12 protein-coding genes are annotated in these 17,662 nt (G+C 70.7%); 5 read left to right on the top strand and 7 right to left on the bottom strand.

What is annotated here, in order from left to right; all coding sequences use genetic code 11:
• Positions 1 to 3: 3 nt before the first annotated feature.
• Together BM355_RS10955 and BM355_RS10950 are read right to left on the bottom strand one after the other, a co-directional pair.
• Positions 4 to 2,637, bottom strand: coding sequence for an ABC transporter permease (locus BM355_RS10955; protein ID WP_091698423.1), 2,634 nt, complete (start codon positions 2,635 to 2,637; stop codon positions 4 to 6).
• 3 nt (positions 2,638 to 2,640) lie between these two features.
• Complete coding sequence (locus BM355_RS10950) at positions 2,641 to 3,435, bottom strand: ABC transporter ATP-binding protein (protein ID WP_091698421.1); 795 nt, start codon at positions 3,433 to 3,435, stop codon at positions 2,641 to 2,643.
• Positions 3,436 to 3,587: 152 nt separating this feature from the next.
• Here BM355_RS10950 and BM355_RS10945 point away from each other — a divergent pair, with 152 nt between their 5' ends.
• Positions 3,588 to 5,078 carry an L-lactate permease gene (locus tag BM355_RS10945; RefSeq protein ID WP_091698419.1) on the top strand — a complete coding sequence of 497 codons (1,491 nt, stop codon included), beginning with the start codon at positions 3,588 to 3,590 and terminating at the stop codon, positions 5,076 to 5,078.
• Here BM355_RS10945 and BM355_RS10940 read toward each other — a convergent pair.
• The 5 genes from BM355_RS10940 to BM355_RS10920 all read right to left on the bottom strand — a co-directional run bounded on the left by BM355_RS10940 (position 5,068) and on the right by BM355_RS10920 (position 13,398).
• Positions 5,068 to 5,796 (bottom strand): response regulator, encoded by a 729-nt coding sequence (locus tag BM355_RS10940; protein ID WP_091698417.1) that lies wholly within the window; start codon positions 5,794 to 5,796, stop codon positions 5,068 to 5,070. The genes BM355_RS10945 and BM355_RS10940 overlap by 11 nt on opposite strands.
• A 26-nt stretch (positions 5,797 to 5,822) precedes the next feature.
• Positions 5,823 to 7,061, bottom strand: coding sequence for a sensor histidine kinase (locus BM355_RS10935; protein ID WP_091698414.1), 1,239 nt, complete (start codon positions 7,059 to 7,061; stop codon positions 5,823 to 5,825).
• 93 nt (positions 7,062 to 7,154) lie between these two features.
• Positions 7,155 to 8,267 (bottom strand): nitronate monooxygenase, encoded by a 1,113-nt coding sequence (locus BM355_RS10930; protein ID WP_091698411.1) that lies wholly within the window; start codon positions 8,265 to 8,267, stop codon positions 7,155 to 7,157.
• 72 nt (positions 8,268 to 8,339) lie between these two features.
• Positions 8,340 to 11,696, bottom strand: a complete 3,357-nt coding sequence (locus BM355_RS10925; RefSeq protein WP_091698409.1) for a beta-phosphoglucomutase family hydrolase — start codon at positions 11,694 to 11,696, stop codon at positions 8,340 to 8,342.
• Between the two features lie 430 nt (positions 11,697 to 12,126).
• The gene (locus tag BM355_RS10920; RefSeq protein ID WP_091698407.1) at positions 12,127 to 13,398 is read right to left on the bottom strand and encodes a methyltransferase domain-containing protein; all 1,272 of its coding nucleotides are present in this window, start codon (positions 13,396 to 13,398) and stop codon (positions 12,127 to 12,129) included.
• A gap of 77 nt (positions 13,399 to 13,475) precedes the next feature.
• On the opposite strand from BM355_RS10920, the gene BM355_RS10915 reads away from it, so the two are divergent.
• The 4 genes from BM355_RS10915 (at position 13,476) to BM355_RS10900 (ending at position 17,634) form a co-directional block, all read left to right on the top strand.
• On the top strand, positions 13,476 to 14,321 hold the full coding sequence (locus BM355_RS10915; RefSeq protein WP_245760755.1) for an aldo/keto reductase: 846 nt from the start codon (positions 13,476 to 13,478) through the stop codon (positions 14,319 to 14,321).
• A gap of 216 nt (positions 14,322 to 14,537) precedes the next feature.
• Positions 14,538 to 16,259: a carbon starvation CstA family protein gene (locus BM355_RS10910; protein ID WP_091698405.1), complete on the top strand. Its 1,722-nt coding sequence runs from the start codon at positions 14,538 to 14,540 to the stop codon at positions 16,257 to 16,259.
• Between the two features lie 40 nt (positions 16,260 to 16,299).
• A complete protein-coding gene (locus BM355_RS10905; RefSeq protein ID WP_091698403.1) occupies positions 16,300 to 16,557 on the top strand; it encodes a cory-CC-star protein in 258 nt (85 codons plus the stop codon).
• Between the two features lie 48 nt (positions 16,558 to 16,605).
• Positions 16,606 to 17,634 (top strand): ArsA family ATPase, encoded by a 1,029-nt coding sequence (locus tag BM355_RS10900; protein WP_091698400.1) that lies wholly within the window; start codon positions 16,606 to 16,608, stop codon positions 17,632 to 17,634.
• Positions 17,635 to 17,662: the final 28 nt, after the last annotated feature.

Below are 17,662 nucleotides of genomic sequence, written 5' to 3'. Positions count from 1 at the left end.
GGGTCAGGCGGTGGCCAGACCCTGGACGGGGGAGAGACGCGTGGCGCGGCGGGCCGGGGCCACGGAGGCCAGCAGCCCGGCGCCCACGGAGACCAGCACGATCACGCCCAGCTCCCACCACGGCACGGTGGGCCAGATGGTCCCGCCCACGATCCCGCCGAGCACGGCCTGACCGCCCATCCAGCCGTACAGCGTGCCCAGCGTGCAGCCCAGCACCGCGGCCACCCCGGCGATCAGCACCGCCTCCAGGGCGAGCATCCCGCGCAGTCCCTTCCGGGTCAGCCCCAGGGCCCGCAGCAGCGAGTTCTCCCGGGTCCGCTCGATCGCCGAGAGGGAGAGCGTGTTGGCCACACCGATCAGCGCGATCAGCACCGAGACCGCCAGCAGCGCGGTGACCACCAGCAGCATGCCGTCGATGATCGAGGTGTACAGCAGGCGCAGGGTCAGCGAGCCGGACACGTTCCCCTGGGAGGTCTCCGCCGCCGTGGTCACCTGGCTGGTGATGTCCTGCGCGGAGTCCAGGGTCAGCCCCTCGCCGGTCTTGACCCACACCTCGTGGGGTGCACCGTCCGCTGTCCGCTCCGCAGTGGAGCCGATCTGGGCCGCATCCTCCACGGTCATCACCGGGGCGATGCCGCCGGAGGTGGAGCGGACGGTCTCCAGCTCCACGCTGCCGGACGGACCGTTCACCGTCAGGGTGTCCGTCTCCACGATCGCCGGCACCAGGATGGTCCCGGGCCGGCCCAGGCGCTGCATCCCGTCACCGTCCAGACCGGCGACGACGGCCCGCAGCTGAGCGGGATCCGCGGCCAGCACGGTGGTCCCGTTCTCGGTGGTCCCGGCTGGGCTGAGCAGGGCGGCATCGGCCACATCCGGCACGGCGGCCACGCGCTCGCGGGCCTGTTCGGCCTGGACCAGGGACTGCGTCTCGTACTGCTCGTCCACCAGGGTGACCTGCAGGTCCACGGGGTACTCGTTGGCCATCATGGTGTCCATCTGGTGCTGGGCGGTGCGTCCGCCGGTCAGCATCATGGCCACCAGTGTGGTCCCGATCAGCAGTGCCGCCGCGGTGGAGGCCGTCCGACCCGGGTTGCGCACGGCGTTGAGGCGGGCCATCACCCCGGGAACACCGGCCGGACGTGCGGCCACACCGGCCACCTTCACGGCGGCGGGCACGAACAGCACCGCCAGCATCAGCACGCCCAGGAAGGACACGGCACCACCGGCCACCGCCACCAGGATGTTCCCGGTGAAGGACCCCCAGACCAGGGCGGCGGCACCGGCCAGCAGGGTCAGTCCCCCCACCACCAGGCGCACGACGCCGGCCCGGTTGCCCAGCGCTGCATCCTCCCGGGGGCGCATGGCCTCCAGGGGAGAGACGCGAGTGGCCAGGGCGGCTGGGGCAAGCGAGGCGAGCACGGTCAGCAGCACGCCCACCCCCACCGAGATCAGCACGGTGCCGGGGTCGATCCCGAAGGTCAGGAAGGAGAAGCCGGGCAGGGCCGAGCCGATGGCGATCAATCCGGCCACGATCCCCGCGGCCAGGGCGAAGCCGATCAGCGAGCCGACCACGCCGATCACTGCAGCCTCCACCAGCACCGAGCCGCGGATCTGGTTCCGGCTGGCCCCCAGGGCGCGCTGCAGGGCCAGGTCGCGAGAGCGCTGGGCCACGAGCACCGAGAAGGTGTTGGAGATGACCAGGGCGGTCACCAGCAGGGCGATCGCCGCGAAGGCCGCCAGCACGTAGACGAAGATGTTCGATCCGGCCATCTGGGCCACGCGGGCCTGGACCTGCTCGTCCGGGGTCTTCACGGTGGCGGCGATGCCCTCCCGGTCCAGGGCGGACTGGACCCGGGTCATCACCGCAGCCGGGTCTGCTCCGTCCTCGACGGCGATCAGCACGTACTCGGCGACGGGCTGGTACGAGATCTCCTCGGTGTCCTCACCAGTCTCGGAGCCGCCCCGGGAGACGGTCTCGATCTGGCGGATCAGCGGGTCGGCCGCACGGATCTGTGAGCTTCCGGCCAGCATTGGGTCCTGGGAGGGCTCGAGCAGGGCTGAGACGCTCACCCGGATGCCGGATTCGGTGTCATCCGGGGAGCCGGCCAGCAGGAACGTGGTGTCTCCCACGGTGAGGCCGTGCTTCTGTGCGGTCGCCTGGTCCAGGGCGATCTCGGTGGCGGAGTCGGCGGCGGGCAGCTCACCCTCCAGGAGCTGCTCCGGGACCAGCTCCGGGTTCTGCGGCAGGGTGGTGACGGCGGCGAAGTCAGCGGACTCCGAAGCGGTGCCACGCCCCTCCAGGGAGCCGGGGCGCTGCAGACCCACGTAGGTCGACACCGGCGCGAAGGCCTCCTGCACGCCGTCCACGTCGGAGAGGAGCCCGGGGCTGGAGGCGGTGCCGGCGGCGGCCGTCATCCGCTGGCCTGTCTCCCACGGGTCCTCAGCGGAGTCGCTGGCGGCCACCACCAGGTCCGAGGTGGAGTAGGTGCTGCCCAGGGAGTTGCGCAGGCTGGCGTTGGAGGAGGAGCCGACCATCAGGGCCGAGGCCAGGAAGGTCACGCCCACGATGATCGCCAGCAGCACCGAGATGTAGCGGCGGGGCTGGTCCCGCAGTTGGGACAGTGCGAGCTTCAGCATGGCTCAGGCCACCCCCAGCTTCGCCAGGGCGGCCAGCACGTTGTCCGGGGTGGGTGAGGTGATCTCGCCGACCAGGCGGCCGTCGTCGAGCAGCACCACTCGGTCCGCGTAGGAGGCGGCGGCCGGGTCATGGGTGACCATGATGATGGTCTGGCCCATCTCCCGGGTGGAGCGGCGCAGCAGGGAGAGCACCTCTGCGCCGGTGGTGGAGTCCAGGTTGCCGGTGGGCTCGTCCCCGAACACCACGTCCGGGCGGGTCAGCAGGGCTCGGGCCACGGCCACGCGCTGCTGCTGTCCGCCGGAGAGCTCATGGGGCTTGTGGGAGAGACGGTCCTTCAGGCCCAGGGTGTCCACGATCGAGTCGAACCAGGCCCGGTCCGGCTTCCTTCCGGCCAGCTCCAGGGGCAGCAGGATGTTCTGCTCGGCGGTGAGGGTGGGGACCAGGTTGAAGGCCTGGAAGACGAAGCCCACGCGGTCCCGGCGCAGTCGGGTCAGGTCGGCATCGCCCAGGCCGGTGATCTCCTGTCCGCCCAGGACGATCTGGCCGGTGTCGGCGGTGTCCAGCCCGGCCAGGCAGTGCATCAGGGTGGACTTGCCGGAGCCGGAGGGGCCCATGATGGCGGTGAACTGACCGGCGGCGAAGTCCACGTCCACGCCGTTCAGCGCCTGGACGGCGGCCTCCCCGCGACCATAGGTCTTGAACAGCCCGCGTGCCGAGACCGCAGGGGCAGACGGTGCAGACGGTGCTGTCGGAGAAGCGGGTGCGGTGGTGGGATCGGTGGTCTGAGAGGCATCCATGCTCCTCAGTGTTCCGCGAGAGGGGGTCTCCGGGGATCGGACCGGGGGCGGGACTCATGGCGAGACACGTCATACCAGGGGATGAACGCCGATAGCATGCCAGTACCCGCCGAGCGGGACGGGCGATGTGCCCCAGATCGAGAGGAGTCGCCGTGGATGTGCTCATGGCGGCCACCCCGATCCTGCTGGCCCTGGTCCTGTACCCCACGCGCCTGCCTGGATGGGTACCGCCCGCCGCCGGTGCGCTGGCCGCGCTGCTGCTGGCCCTGACCTGGTTCGAGACCTCCGGGGCGCAGATCCTGCAGACCGTTGGCACCGGGGCGTGGACGCTCGTGGAGGTGATGGCGATCATCGCCGGCGGCGTGCTCCTCTCCCGGGTGATGGACCGTACGGGGGCCCAGGCCCGATTGGCCGGCTGGCTCTCCTCCGGCGGCGGGCCGACGGTCGCCGCCGCCCTGTTGATGGTCCACGGCGTGGTCCCGTTCATGGAGACGGTCACCGGGTTCGGGGTGTCCGTGATGATCGGGCTGCCCCTGCTGTTGGGCTTCGGGTTCACGCCCTACCGGGCTGCCCTGCTGACCCTGCTGGGCCTGATGATCGGCCCGTGGGGCTCCATGGGACCCGGCACGCTGCTCGCCTCCCAGGACGCCGGGGTCACGCTCCAGGAGATGGGCCTGGCCTCTGGCGTGGTGAACGGGGTGGCGTTTCTGGCTTCGGGCCTGGTGGCCGCCGTGATCGCCGGAGGGGGCACCGCCCACGGTGCCGACGCGGACGGCCGTCCCGTTCCCCTGCGCCGCATCCCACCCGCCGCCGTCCTGACCTGGCTGGGGGCCGGCGTCGTGTCCGCTGTGGTCCTGTGGGGACTGGTGCTGGTGGCCAACCTGGTGCTGGGCACCCCCGTGGCAGGTGCGGTGGCCACACTGGTGGTCTCCCTGCTGTGGCTGCTGGTGCTGCGCCGGGGTCGGCTGCGGCCGGGACCGGGACGGCCGCTGGTGCCGTACCTGGTGCTGATGGGCGGGACGGTGGCCGGCCAGATGCTGAACCGTTCTCTGGAGCTCGGACCTGTGGGCGAGGTCATCAGCTCGCCGGCACTGTGGTCCTTCACCGCGGCCCTGACCGCCGCGTGGCTGCTGCACCTGGCGCGGAACCAGCACAGCGCCGTGCTGCGTGACGCCGGACGGCTGTGGATGCAGGCCGGACTGCCGACCGCCCTGTACATGGTGCTGGGCGTGATGGTCGCCGGCGGCGGACTGGCCGCGGTGATGGGCCAGGCCCTGACCGGACTGGGCCCGGCCTACCTGTTCCTGGCGCCGTTCGTGGGCGGGCTCAGCGGGTACATCACCGCCTCCGGCACCGGGGCCAACGCGATGGTCGGGTCCATCCAGGTGGCCGCGGCGCAGTCCCTGGGCGTCTCACCGCTGTGGCTGATGGCCGTGCAGAACTCCTCGGCCGGCTGGGGGATCATCGCCGGTCCGGCCCGCATCGAACTGGCCTACCGGCTGGCCATGCCGCACCAACGTCCGGAGCACCGTGGCCTGACCGCCACGCGGCGGAACCTGCTGGTGGTACTGCTGCCCACTGTGCTGGTCTCGCTCGTGGTCTACGGACTGATCGCGGTGCTGGTCCTGCCCGCTACGGGGTGACCAGGCCGGAGCGGTAGGCGGTCACTACGGCCTGGACCCGGTCCCGGGCGGCCAGTTTGGCCAGCACTCGTCCTACGTGGGTCTTCACGGTGGCCTCGGAGAGGAACAGCTCCGCGGCGATCTCCTGGTTGGAGTCTCCCCGGGCCATCAGCACCAGCACCTCGCGCTCGCGGGGGGTGAGGGACTCGACGGCGGCCCGCTCAGACTGGCTTCCCGCGTCCTGGGCATTGCTCTGGCGCAGGCGCGGGGCCATGTGGTCCAGCAGGCGGCGCGTGGTGGAGGGGGCGATCACGGCGTCCCCGCGGTGCACCGTGCGCACCGCGCCCAGCAGCACCTCCGGCGGGGCGTCCTTGAGCAGGAACCCGGAAGCGCCGGCCTCGATGGCCTCCATGACGTACTCGTCCAGGTCGAAGGTGGTCAGCACCACGATGCGCGGACCGGCTGGGCGTTCGGACTCCGGATCGGTGGGAGATGACGGCTGCTCGCCCAGCAGGGCCCGGGTGGCGGCGATCCCGTCCATCTCCGGCATGCGCACGTCCATCAGCACCACGTCCGCACTGCGTACGGCGTTCGAGGCCACGGCTGCGCGCCCGTTGTCCGCCTCGGCCACCACCTCCAGGTCCGGCTGGGAGTTGATCAGCATGGCCAGCCCGGACCGGACCAGCTGCTGGTCATCCACCAGGGCCACGCGGATGGGGCTGTCTGCAGGAGTGCTCATGGCTCCATTCAAGCAGGCAGGAGCGATCAGACCTCCTGGTAGGGCAGGGTGGCGAAGACCCGGAAGCCGCCGCCCTGGCGGGGACCGGCCTGCACGGTCCCGCCGAAGATCGCGATCCGCTCCTTCAGCCCGATCAGGCCCTGCTGGGACCCCTGCGTCTCCTGGGAGGCCGCGGCGCCCCGGCCGTCGTCGAGCACCTCGATCTCCAGACCGGACGGAGTCCAGCGCTGCGTGACCCAGGCCCGGGCCCGGGGCCCGCCATGGCGGACCGTGTTGGTCAGGGACTCCTGGATGGCGCGGTAGGCGGCCAGCTCCGAGCCCGCCGGCAGGGCCCGCCGCGGCTGGCCCTCCACAGTGTGCTCCACGTCCAGTCCGGTCAGGCGGATCCCGTCCACCAGCTCCGCCACGTCCGCCAGGCTCGGCTGGGGCCGCAGCTCGGTGGCCTCCGGTCCGCGCAGCACGCCCAGGAGTCGGCGCATCTCGCCCAGGGCCTGCCGACCGGTCCCGGAGATCGTCTCCAGGGTCTGCACGGCCACCTTCGGGTCCGCCGCACCGGCATACCGGCCGCCGTCGGCCTGGGTGATGATGACCTGGAGGGAGTGGGCCACGATGTCATGCATCTCCCGGGCAATGTGGTTGCGTTCGTCCGCGGCGGCCAGCTCCCGTTCCTGGGCGGCCTCCACCTCCAACTGCCGTGCGCGGTCCTCCAGCTGCTGCAGCGCGATCCGCCGGGTGCGGGCGAGGTCGCCGAACGCCCAGGCGGCCAGGGCCACCGCCGAGCACATGATGGACATGATCAGGAACGCGGTGACGTCGCCCGGGGTGGCGCTGATCTGCGTCCCGTCCGGGGCCAGCCACGGCCGGGGCCACAGCCACACCTTGAACCCGTTGGCGAGGGCACCGGCCACCGCCAGCCCGATCCCGGTGAATGAGGCCCACACCGGGCCACGGACCGCCAGGTTGTAGACCGTCATCGGCACGGCCACGAGCGAGCCCAGGAACTCCGGACCCCAGAACAGCTGGATCAGGCACGCTGCAGTGATCAGTCCGGCTGAGAGCAGCGGATTCCACCGGCGGATGGCCCACGGCGCGAGCTGGCCCACCGTGAGCATCATGAGCAGGACCTGCTCCTGCACGAACGTGGGGTGCAGCGGCTCCTCATAGAAGCCGAAGAAGCCGACGTTGCTCACGCTGAACAGGAACAGCAGCACCGCCGTGACCAGGCAGTCCACCAGGACCGGGCGGCGGCGGAACCAGGCGTCCATGCGGCGAAGAGGGTTCACGGTCCACCACCGTAGCCGCGCGAGAGCATCCCGGGCGTCCGTCTCCAGGCTGATCCGTGCCGTGCCGGAGGCGGATCAGGGAGTGAGGGTGCGCAGGATCCGCTCGGCCGGTCCGGTCTGGGCCTGGGCCACCCCGACGCCGGCCCACAGGTTGGTGCCCTCCGGGTCACCGGCCGCGGTGGCCGCCTTCTTCAACGGCCCGGTCAGCACGTTCACCTCGGGATAGGCGGCCGGCGCGTCCGTGTGCGTGCGCATGAACGCGTTCTCCAGGCCCCGTGCCCACCGGCCGGAGAAGGCTTGGGTGAGGGCCGTCGTCGGGAATGCCGTGCCGGCGGCGCTGGCGTCCAGCGCCTGCCGATGCACCGGGTTGGTCCCGGCCTCATCCGCGCGCAGGAACGCGGTCCCGCACTGGGCGGCGACGGCGCCGGCCTCCAGCACGCGGCGCACGTCCTCGGCGGTCATCAGTCCGCCGGCGGCCACCAGGGGGACATCCGTCCCGACGGCGTCACGCACCTGGGCGATCAGCTCCAGCAGAGACGCGGTGGGGGGAGTGGCGGCGGGGTGGTGCGTGGAGCGGTGGCCGCCGGACTCCGGTCCCTGCACGGTGAGCAGATCGGCGCCGTGGTCCAGCGCCGCACGGGCCTCCTCCGGGGTGGTCACGGTGACGCCGAGGGTGCAGTCGGCGGCATGGAGGCGCTCGAAGACCTCGCGGCTGGGCAGCCCGAAGGTGAAGGTGACCAGGGGCCAGGACTCGGCCACGGCGGCATCGAGCTTGGCGTCCCAGTCGTCCATCGCGTCCGGGTCCAGGTCGGTCATCTCTGGGAGCGTGACGCCCGCCTGCTCCGCCGGGGTGAGGAGGCTGGAGCGGAACTGGCGCACCTGCTCAGCGCGCCGTCGTCGGGCGTCTGAATCCGCGGAGCGGTCCTGCGCGGGGATGGCCGTGTTGGCCGGCTCCGGCACGAACAGGTTCACCCCGATCGTGCGCCCCGGGGCGGCCTCACGAGCTGCGCGGAGGTCCTCGGTCAGCCTCTGCGCCGAGACCATGCCCCCGGCCAGGAACCCGACCCCGCCCGCGTTCGCGACCGCAGCGGCGAGTCGCCACGTGGACGGGCCGCCGGCCATGGGAGCGGCCCACACGGGGGCCTCGGAGCGGACCTGCCGCAACTGGCGGTCAGTTATCTGCGTCATGGGGCCTCACATCTGGGAATGAGAGTGGTAACTGACCTCTCGATGAGTGGGGGAGGGGGTGCGGGGTGGGCGTCACAGGATGCCCAGGGCGGCGGCGTTCGGGGAGACGCAGGCCATGGGGTCCACATCTCCGACGAGGGAGGGATGGCGGTTGATCAGCGGCACCGTCCACTTCTCCCCGGGCTCCATGGTCTTCTCCCGTCCCTCCACGTTGAGCGTGATGGGATGGGCCGAGCCCTCGAGCAGCTGCAGGGTGATGCAGTACTGGGTGATCCGCACGCTCAACGGCTGCTGGCGGAACCGGATGGTGAACTGCACTCCCGGCAGCTCCAGCGGCAGCAACGGGTGCAGGCGCAGGGTGTCCCCGCGGGTCTCCACCCCGGCGTAGCAGCGGATGATCATGTCCACCGTGCCGGCCATGGCGCCCAGGTGCACGCCTTCACGGGTGGTGCCGCCCTGGGTGTCGGACAGATCGGCCTCCAGCGCCTCCTCGAACAGCTGCCAGGAGCTGGACCGGTCTGTACGGGCGGCCACCCAGCCGTGCACCAGCCGGGAGAGCGTGGAGCCGTGCGAGGTGCGCTCCAGGTAGTACTCCACCGTGTTGGTGAAGTCCTCCGAGGTGAACGCGTAGCCCATCCGCCCCATGATCTCCTGCAGCTCCTCGGAGGAGAAGAGGTAGGCCAGCATCAGCACGTCGGCCTGCTTGGAGAGTTTGTACCGGTTGGTGGTGTCACCCTCGGACTGCAGGATCAGGTCCAGGCGGCCGATGTTGCCGTACTTCTGCCGGTAGTGGTCCCAGTCGAACTCCTCCAGGTCCTCGTACCCGTCGAACTGGGAGACGATCCGCCCGGACTGGATGGGGATCTTCAGCTTCAGACTGATCCGCTCCCACTGGTCCAGCTCGTCCTCGAACACGTCCAGCCACTCGGTGAGGGGATCATCCCGTCCGTCCATCCAGCGGATCAGCCGCACGGTCTCGGAGAGCACCCAGGAGGTGAGCACGTTGGTGTACGCGTTGTTGCGCAGGCCCGAGCCCGGGGTGTCCGGGGAGCCGTCGTGGTACTCGTCCGGTCCCATCACCCCGTGGATCTCATACCGTCCCGACTCCTCGTTGAAGTGGGTCAGCGACGTGAAGAACCGGCAGACCTCCACCAGCATCTCCGCACCGTAGTCCGAGATGAACGTCAGGTCCTTGGTGGCCTCGATGTAGCGCAGCACCGAGTACGCCACCGCCAGGGAGACGTGCCGCTGGTTGTGCGAGTTGTCCGGCATCCACATCTCCGAGCGCGGGTTCCACAGCTCGGTGGGGGTCTCCTCCCGGCCGTCCGACCCCGACTGCCACGGGTACATGGCACCGGCGTAGCCCTCCGCACGGGCGTTGGCGCGGGCCTCCCCGAGCCGGCGGTACCGGTACATCAGCAGTCCCCGGGTCAGCTCCGGCCGGCGCAGGGTGAGCATGGGGTAGATGAACATCTCATCCCAGAAGATGTGCCCCCGGTAGCCCTCGCCGTGCAGTCCGCGTGCGCCCAGACCGGCATCCAGGTCCCGGCGGGAGCCGAACGAGGTCTGCAGCACGTGGAAGGTGTGGAAGTTCAGCGCCAGCTGGTGGCGGTCTCCCGCACCGGAGGGCAGGGCGAGCTCGTCCGTGGCGCCGGTGGTCCCGCCGGCCGGGGCGACCTGGGCGGGGACCTTCTCCAGCTCCATGGCGAAGCGGTTCCAGTTGATCCCCCACATCTCCTCGTGGAAGGTCAGCAGCTGCCGGAAGGACCCGGCCCGCTCCACGCGCTTGGCCGCGTTGTGCCAGACGGTGGAGGCCGCGTGGTCATGGGTGTTGGCGGTGGCGGCGATCTTCTCCAGCACGACGGGCCGGCCCGGCTCCAGGGTGATGGAGAGGTCGTGTCCCACTACGGCGGGGCCGTGCTCCACGGGGGTGCGGATCGGCTCCGGGGCATTGCCGGGGGCCATGAACCGGGTCCGGGCCACGGTGGCGATGTGAATGTCGGACTGGTTGGTGACGGTCTCCAGCAGCACCGTCTCGCCGTCCAGCTCGCGGGACTGGACCACGTCCAGGTGGTCGGCGGCCAGCTCCCGGTCCGCGGCCACATTCTGGTTGGAGACCCGCCCGTCGATCATCGAGCGCACGGTGGCGGTGCCGGTCCAGTCCTCGGCCTCCACGCTCATCTGCAGCGCGGCCAGATGGTGGCCGGCCATGGACTGGAACTGCCGGGTGTGCACCCGGGTGGTGCGTCCGTGGCTGTCCCGGAAGCGCATGGTCCGGGAGAGCAGTCCGCGGCGCAGGTCCAGCTCCTGCCGGTAGGAGATCAGGTCCGGGTTCTCCGGCAGCAGGGGCTGCCCGCCGGTGGGGGTGACGCGCAGGAACGTCCAGTCCGGGCAGTTGACCATGTGCTCGGTCTCCACCTGGCGGCCCTGCACGGTGGAGGTGAGTCGGTTGAAGACTCCGGCGAGGTAGGTGCCGGGGTAGTGGACGGCGCCGGAGACGGTGCCCGGGACCGAGCCGCGGGTGCCCCAGTAGCCGTTGGCCAGGGTGCACAGTGCCTCGCGGGTGCCCTCGTTCTCCGGGTCGAAGTCCTCCCAGACCAGCACCCAGTCCGGGTCGTGCGGGCGAGTGGTGCGCCGGCCCAGGTTCAGGGTGGCGATGTCCTGGACCACCACGTCGGCACCGGCGTTGCGCAGGCGGTCCGGGTCCTGGGCGCGGTCCACGCCGACCACCAGGCCGAAGCCGCCGTCGTGCGCGGCCCGCACACCGGAGGCGGCGTCCTCGAGCACGATCCCATCCGCCGGGTCCACGCCCAACTCGCGAGCGGCCTCCAGGAACATCTCCGGGTCCGGCTTGCCGGGGATGCCGCGCTCCACGGCGGTGTTCCCGTCCACCACCACGTCGAAGAAGTGGGCCACCCCGCCGGCGTTCAGCACGGCGGAGGAGTTGCGCGAGGAGGTGACCAGGGCGGTGGGGATCCGGTCCTGCTTCAGCTGCTCCAGCAGTTCCAGGGTCTCGGGGAACACCCGCACGCCGTCCCGCTCCAGCACGTCCTCGAAGAAGCCCTGCTTGCGCTCGGCCAGCGCGGAGACGGTCAGCTCTCCGCCCTCCTCCGGCACGCTCAGCCCGCGCGAGGCGAAGAAGGAGCGCACCCCGTCCTCCCGCGGCCGTCCGTCCACGAACTGCAGGTAGTCCGAGCCCAGCTCGAACGGGCGCAGGCATTCCGGCGCTGCGGCCACCGCGTCCGCGTTCTGTGGCAGCGCCCCGACCTCGGCCAGGGCGGAGTCGAAGAGGTCCTTCCATGCCTGGGCGTGCACGCCGGCGGTGTCCGTGACCACGCCGTCCATGTCGAACACCACCGCGCGGAAGTGGCGCAGCGAGTGGCGGCGGGCGGGTCCATCCCAGGGGGCTGGGCGGTTCAGGGGATGCATGGGGGGCGGGTCCTGGTCTTCCTGGTCGGGGTGCTCGGTCGCGGTCGCCCGAGTACGGTTCGAGTCCCATGCTATGCACGGCCGGTCCCCTGGGCGCACGCTGAGCCGCGGCCTGGCCCGGGAGGCCGCTGTGCTGTGAGCGGAATCCCGCTCCAGGATGGATCACCTCCGGGCCAGCTGCACCAGCACCTCGTGGTGGCGGTGGGGCCATAGGCACCGTGAGCCGTGCGGATTCGCTGTCGCAGTCCTTGTCGATGTCCGTGTCTGTGCTGCACAGTCTGTCCAGTTCGGACCCAGATCTCGCCGAATCATGCATCGGAGACGAAGCCAGCGACAGGCTGTGCAGCAGAGATCAGGTGATCGACGATCCGTGCATCAGGGATCCAGGCCGGGCCTCGCTCAGCACCCGGTCACTCCCGATCAGACCAGATCAGCGCCGGGCCAGCTGCACCAGCACCTCGTGGTGGGCGGTCTGCGGGAACATGTCCAGCATCCGCGCCTGCACCGCCCGGTAGGTCGGCATCCGGGCCAGGTCCCGCGCCAGGGTGGTGGCGTTGCAGCTGGAGTAGAGCACGTGGGGGATCCCGGAACGCTCCAGCCAGTCCGCCAGGTCCTCACCGATCCCCCTGCGGGGCGGATTCACGACGACGGCGCCCGGCAGCTCGCCGGGCAGGTCGCCTTCCCTGCCCCCTGGCTCCGCCGGGCGGGGCAGGGAGGCGAGGGAGGCACCCGGGTGCGGGGACGTCGTCGGGACCTGGGTGGCGTCTCCCACAGCGAAGCGGACCCGGTCCGCGAGCCCGAGCTCCTCCGCGGTGACCTGTGCGGCGGCCACGGCGTCGGCACTGGTCTCCAGGCCCCAGACCTCGCGCGGGGTGCCCACCGGCAGCGGTCCGCCGGGGGTGCGGACCTCGGCCAGCTGGAGCCCGAACCCGCCCACTCCGCAGTACAGGTCCCAGACCGAGCGGGCGTCGGTGGTGTCCAGCCAGGCCGAGGCGTGGGCGTAGAGCTCGGCGGCGATCGGGGTGTTGGTCTGGAAGAAGCCCTGCGGGCGCAGGTTCAGCGGCAGGCCGTTCACGCGCATGGTCAGGGTGGGGGCGCCGGCCAGGTGGATCTCCTCGGGTCCCTCCAACAGGGCCTGGTGCTCGGGCAGGATGTTCGCGGTGATGACCCGGGCGGGGACACCGGCGGCGGCGAGGGAGTCCTGCAGCTCGGGCAGGGCGCGGCGCAGCTGGGGGAGGGTGTCCGTGGAGCGCAGCACGAAGCGCACCATCAACTCGGCGTCCGGGGAGACGGTGACGATCACGTGCTTGAGCTCGCCGGTGCGGGAGGCGATGTCATACGGGGGCAGACCAGCGGTGGTGACGGTGCGGGCGATCAGCGGCAGGGCCGTGGCGATCCCGGGCTCGTACAGACCGCAGTCGCGCAGGTCCACGCCGGTGCCGTCGTGGTGCCTGGGGTGTTGGCGGGGGTCCAGGATGCCCAGCAGGGGCCGCTGTGCCGAACCGGTCACCACCATCTTGGCCTTGTTGCGGAACCCGGACTCGGGGCCGGCCAGCGGCTCGTGCCAGTGCACGTCCGGGCCGGTCACGGGGTCCAACAGCTCGCGCAGGACGCGCTGCTGGTCCGCCACCTGGACGGGGTGGGACACACCCATCAGCGGGCAGGAGCGGCATTCGCCGGCATCGAAGTGGGGACACTGCATGGCGGGTCCAGCGTACCGGGGCGGAGTAGGCTCATCTGCGCCTGATCCACACCCCCCCCGATCGTCAGGAGCACTCCGTGACCGCAGCATCCATCCCCTCCGTCCCCACCGTCACCCTGAACGACGGCCACACCATCCCCCAGCTGGGCTTCGGGGTCTTCCAGGTCCCGCCCGCCGAGACCCAGAAGGCCGTGGAGGAGGCGCTCGCCGCCGGGTACCGCCACATCGACACCGCCGCCGCGTACCGCAATGAGGACGGCGTGGGCATGGCACTGGCCGCCACCGGCATCTCGCGGGATGAGGTGTTCATCACCACCAAGCTGCGCAACGGCGAGCAGGGTGTGACCCGGATGGCCCTGGAGAACTCTCTGGCAGCCCTCGGCCTGGACCGCGTGGACCTCTACCTGATCCACTGGCCGGTGCCCTCGCAGAACCTGTACACCGAGGCCTGGGCCGAGCTGGTCGCCGCCCGCAAGGAGGGCCTGGCCACCTCGATCGGCGTCTCCAACTTCCTGCCCGAACACCTGGAGCGCCTGGAGCAGAGCTCTGAGGTGGTGCCGACCGTGAACCAGATCGAGCTGCACCCCTCCTTCCAGCAGCGCGCCACCCAGGAGGCCACCCGCCAGCGCGGGATCGCTGTGGAGGCCTATTCACCCATCGGCCAGGGCGTGGACCTCAAGGAGCAGGTGGTCAAGGGGATCGCCGCGGACCTGGGCGTCACCGCCTCCCAGGTGGTGCTGGCCTGGCACCTGGCCCAGGGGACCATCGTGATCCCCAAGTCCTCCCGGCCGGAGCGGATGGCCGAGAACCTGGGCGCCGTGGACGTGCAGCTCACCGCTGAGCAGATCGAGGCGATCAGCGCCCTGGACACCGACAAGCGCGTGGGCGCCGACCCTGCGACTGCCGCCTTCACCCAGCTCTGAGCATCATCCTCCGTCCGGCCAGGGCCACCGTTCGGCGACGGCCCTGCCCGGACGGTCAGAGCACGACGACGGCCGCGTCACCTCGAGGCGTCTGCCTCACGTGGGGATGTGAGCTGAGTTACAGTGTAGTCGACCCCGGCGCAGTGAAAACCGCGTGGGGGGAGCTGCACCACTGAACCCACACGCACCGCACCCCACTGCACTGATGAGGTCACCATGAATTCTCTGGTCCTGGCCGTCGTCGGGGTCTGTATGATCCTGCTCGGCTACTTCCTGTACTCGAAGTTCCTGTCCCAGAAGGTCTACAAGCTGGACCCGGCTTACACCACGCCAGCACACCGCTTCGAGGACGGCGTGGACTACGTCCCCACGAACAAGTGGGTGCTGTGGGGCCACCACTTCACCTCGGTGGCCGGCGCCGCCCCGATCGTGGGTCCCGCTGTGGCCGTGATCTGGGGCTGGCTGCCCGCCTTCCTATGGGTCACGCTGGGCACCATCTTCTTCGCCGGCATGCATGACCTGGGCGCCATGTGGGCCTCCAATCGGAACAAGGCCCGCTCGATCGGCACCCTCTCCGGGCGCTACATCGGCCGGCACGGACGGAACCTGTTCCTGATCGTCATCTTCCTGCTGCTGCTCATGGTCAATGCCGCCTTCGCCGTGGTGATCTCCAACCTCCTGGTCTCCACCCCCACCGCCGTGATCCCCACCTGGGGTGCGATCGTGGTCGCCCTGCTCATCGGCCAGGCCATCTACCGCCTGAAGTGGAACCTGGTTGCGGTCTCGATCGTGGGCGTGGTGGCCCTGTACGGCCTGATGATCCTGGGCGACATGTACCCGATCGAGCTGCCCGAGACCATCCTGGGCCTGAGCGCCAACGCCTTCTGGATCGTCATCCTCTTCCTCTACGCCGGTGTGGCCTCGCTGCTGCCGGTGTGGATGCTGCTCCAGCCGCGTGACTACATCAACGGCCTGCAGCTGTTCATCGGCCTGGGCATCCTCTACGGCGCGATCATCATCTCCTCGCCCACCATCGTGGCGCCGGCGATCAACGAGAACGTCCCGGACGGCACCCCCGGCATCTTCCCGCTGCTGTTCGTCACCATCGCCTGCGGTGCCATCTCCGGGTTCCACGGGATCGTGGCCTCCGGCACCAGCGCCAAGCAGCTGGCCAAGGAGCCCGACGCCCGCCTGGTGGGCTACTTCGGTGCCGTGGGAGAGGGACTGCTGGCCCTGGGCACGATCATCGCCACCACCGCCGGGTTCCGCACCCTGGCCGAGTGGGAAGAGGTCTACTCCGCGTTCAACGAGGGCGGCGTGGTCGCCTTCGTGCAGGCCGGCGGCTCCATCCTCAACTCCGGTCTGGGCATCCCTGAGTCGCTGTCCGCCACCATCCTGGCGACCATGGCCGTGCTCTTCGCCGCCACCACCATGGACACCGGCGTGCGCCTGCAGCGGTTCGTCGTCGCCGAGATCGGCGAGATCATGGGCTTCAAGCTCAAGACCTGGGTGGCCACGATCATCGTGCTCGTGGTGACCATGGGCCTGGCCTTCGGCGCCGGTGCGGACGGCTCCGGGGGCATGGTCATCTGGCCGCTCTTCGGCACCACCAACCAGCTGATGGCCGCCCTGACGCTGTCCATCATCGCCGTGATGCTCATCCAGCTGCGCCGCCCAGTGTGGCCGGTGCTGATCCCGCTGGTGTTCGTGGCGATCGTCAGCGTCTACGCCCTGATCATCCAGCTCGGCACTTTCTTCACCACCCAGAACTGGCTGCTGCTGGTGCTGGACGTGATCATCCTGGTCTGCGCCCTCTGGGTGATCGTGGAGGCCGTGGCCGCCATGAACCGGGCCCGGAAGGCTCCGGCCATCGAGCTGCCCACCGCTGAGGAGGAGGACGCCGACGACCGACTGAGCGCCTCCAGCTCGAAGCTCTGAACATGCCAGCGAGCCGGACGGGGCACTCACGGTGAGCCGAATGGGTGACTGGTGGGCCGCCGTCGGGAGCAATCTCCAGGAGTTCTACGCCGGGCCCTACCGTGAGACCTTCGCGCGGGCCCGGCGGGACGAGGAGGACCTGTTCATGATGATGGTCTTCTCCGACGCCCTGGGCGTGCCCAACCCCGCCACGTACTACACCGTGGAGCTGCTGCCCGTGGTGTACGAACGGTTCCATGAGTGGCACCGCCGGATGGGCATGGAGCGCTCGCCGCTGGACTCGCTCTCGTGCTGCTGAGGGGTGGTGAATGCTGTGGCGACGGAACGGACAGGGACAGGGACTGAGATGGGACTGACCGGGCTGCTGGGGGAGCGCCGCGTGGTGTTCTTCGGGGGCAAGGGCGGCGTGGGCAAGACCACCGTCTCCTCCGCGTGCGCGCTCGCTCTGGCGCGTGCGGGGCGGTCCGTGCTGGTGGTCTCCACCGATCCGGCGCACAACCTCGGGCATCTGTGGGGAGCCGAGGTGGGTGCCGGGGAGACGCTGCTGTGGGGCGGTGATGCGAATGCTGGTGCTGGTGCTGGGGACGCTGGTGGCGCGGAGGCCGGTGCGGGGTCGGTGACCGGGATGGAGATCGATCCGGACGCTGTGGCGCAGGCGCACCTGAGCACCGTGGGCCGGACCGTGAAGGGCATGATGCCCGAGCACCTGCACCGCGAGGTGGACCGGTACTTCGCCCTGGCCCGGCAGTCGCCCGGGACTCAGGAGGCCGCCCTGCTCGAGCGGATGTCCGAGGTGGTGCTGGACGGGCTGGAGCGCTACAACGCCGTGCTGTTCGACACCGCCCCCACCGGCCACACCGCCCGACTGCTCGAGCTGCCGCAGCTGATGTCCGCGTGGACCGAGGGGCTGCTGAGCCGGCGCACGAAGTCCGAGCGGTTCTCCGATGCCATGCGCGGGCTGGAGGGGCGACGGGCGGATGCTGCGCGGTCCTCCCAGGAGGTGCGGGACGCTGAGATCCGCCGTGTGCTGGAGCGACGGCGGGACCTGTTCGTGCGGATGCGCGAGCTGCTCACCGATGCGCAGCGGACCGCGTTCGTCATGGTGCTGGCCGCCGAGCGGATGCCCGTGCTGGAGACCGTGGAGCTGCACGGACAGCTGCGGGGGATCGGCGTGGACGTGGCCGCAGCCGTGGTCAACCGGCGCTCGCCGACCGACGCCGGGGAGTTCCTGGCCGGACGGTCCACCGCCGAGGGGGAGCACGTGGCCGAACTGCGCCGGCAGGTGCCCGGCGTGCCCCTGGTGCAGCTGCCGCTGCTGCCCGGCGAGGTCACCGGGGCCGCAGCCGTGGGGCGGTTCGCCGCGCTGCTGGACTGAGGTCCGCGATCCGACGAGCGTTTCTCAC

The organism is Micrococcus terreus (assembly GCF_900116905.1).
Classification (GTDB): Bacteria; Actinomycetota; Actinomycetes; order Actinomycetales; family Micrococcaceae; genus Citricoccus; species Citricoccus terreus.
Note: the sequence above shows the minus strand (reverse complement) of the source record. Positions and strands in the feature narration are given on the sequence as shown.

Excerpts from the sequence above, each read along its gene's own strand:
- BM355_RS10955 (WP_091698423.1), bottom strand. The coding sequence starts at position 2,637 with ATGCTGAAGCTCGCACTGTCCCAACTGCGGGACCAGCCCCGCCGCTAC.
- BM355_RS10950 (WP_091698421.1), bottom strand. The coding sequence starts at position 3,435 with ATGGATGCCTCTCAGACCACCGATCCCACCACCGCACCCGCTTCTCCG.
- BM355_RS10940 (WP_091698417.1), bottom strand. The coding sequence starts at position 5,796 with ATGAGCACTCCTGCAGACAGCCCCATCCGCGTGGCCCTGGTGGATGAC.
- BM355_RS10935 (WP_091698414.1), bottom strand. The coding sequence starts at position 7,061 with ATGGACGCCTGGTTCCGCCGCCGCCCGGTCCTGGTGGACTGCCTGGTC.
- BM355_RS10930 (WP_091698411.1), bottom strand. The coding sequence starts at position 8,267 with ATGACGCAGATAACTGACCGCCAGTTGCGGCAGGTCCGCTCCGAGGCC.
- BM355_RS10925 (WP_091698409.1), bottom strand. The coding sequence starts at position 11,696 with ATGCATCCCCTGAACCGCCCAGCCCCCTGGGATGGACCCGCCCGCCGC.
- BM355_RS10920 (WP_091698407.1), bottom strand. The coding sequence starts at position 13,398 with ATGCAGTGTCCCCACTTCGATGCCGGCGAATGCCGCTCCTGCCCGCTG.
- BM355_RS10910 (WP_091698405.1), top strand. The coding sequence starts at position 14,538 with ATGAATTCTCTGGTCCTGGCCGTCGTCGGGGTCTGTATGATCCTGCTC.
- BM355_RS10905 (WP_091698403.1), top strand. The coding sequence starts at position 16,300 with ATGGGTGACTGGTGGGCCGCCGTCGGGAGCAATCTCCAGGAGTTCTAC.
- BM355_RS10900 (WP_091698400.1), top strand. The coding sequence starts at position 16,606 with ATGGGACTGACCGGGCTGCTGGGGGAGCGCCGCGTGGTGTTCTTCGGG.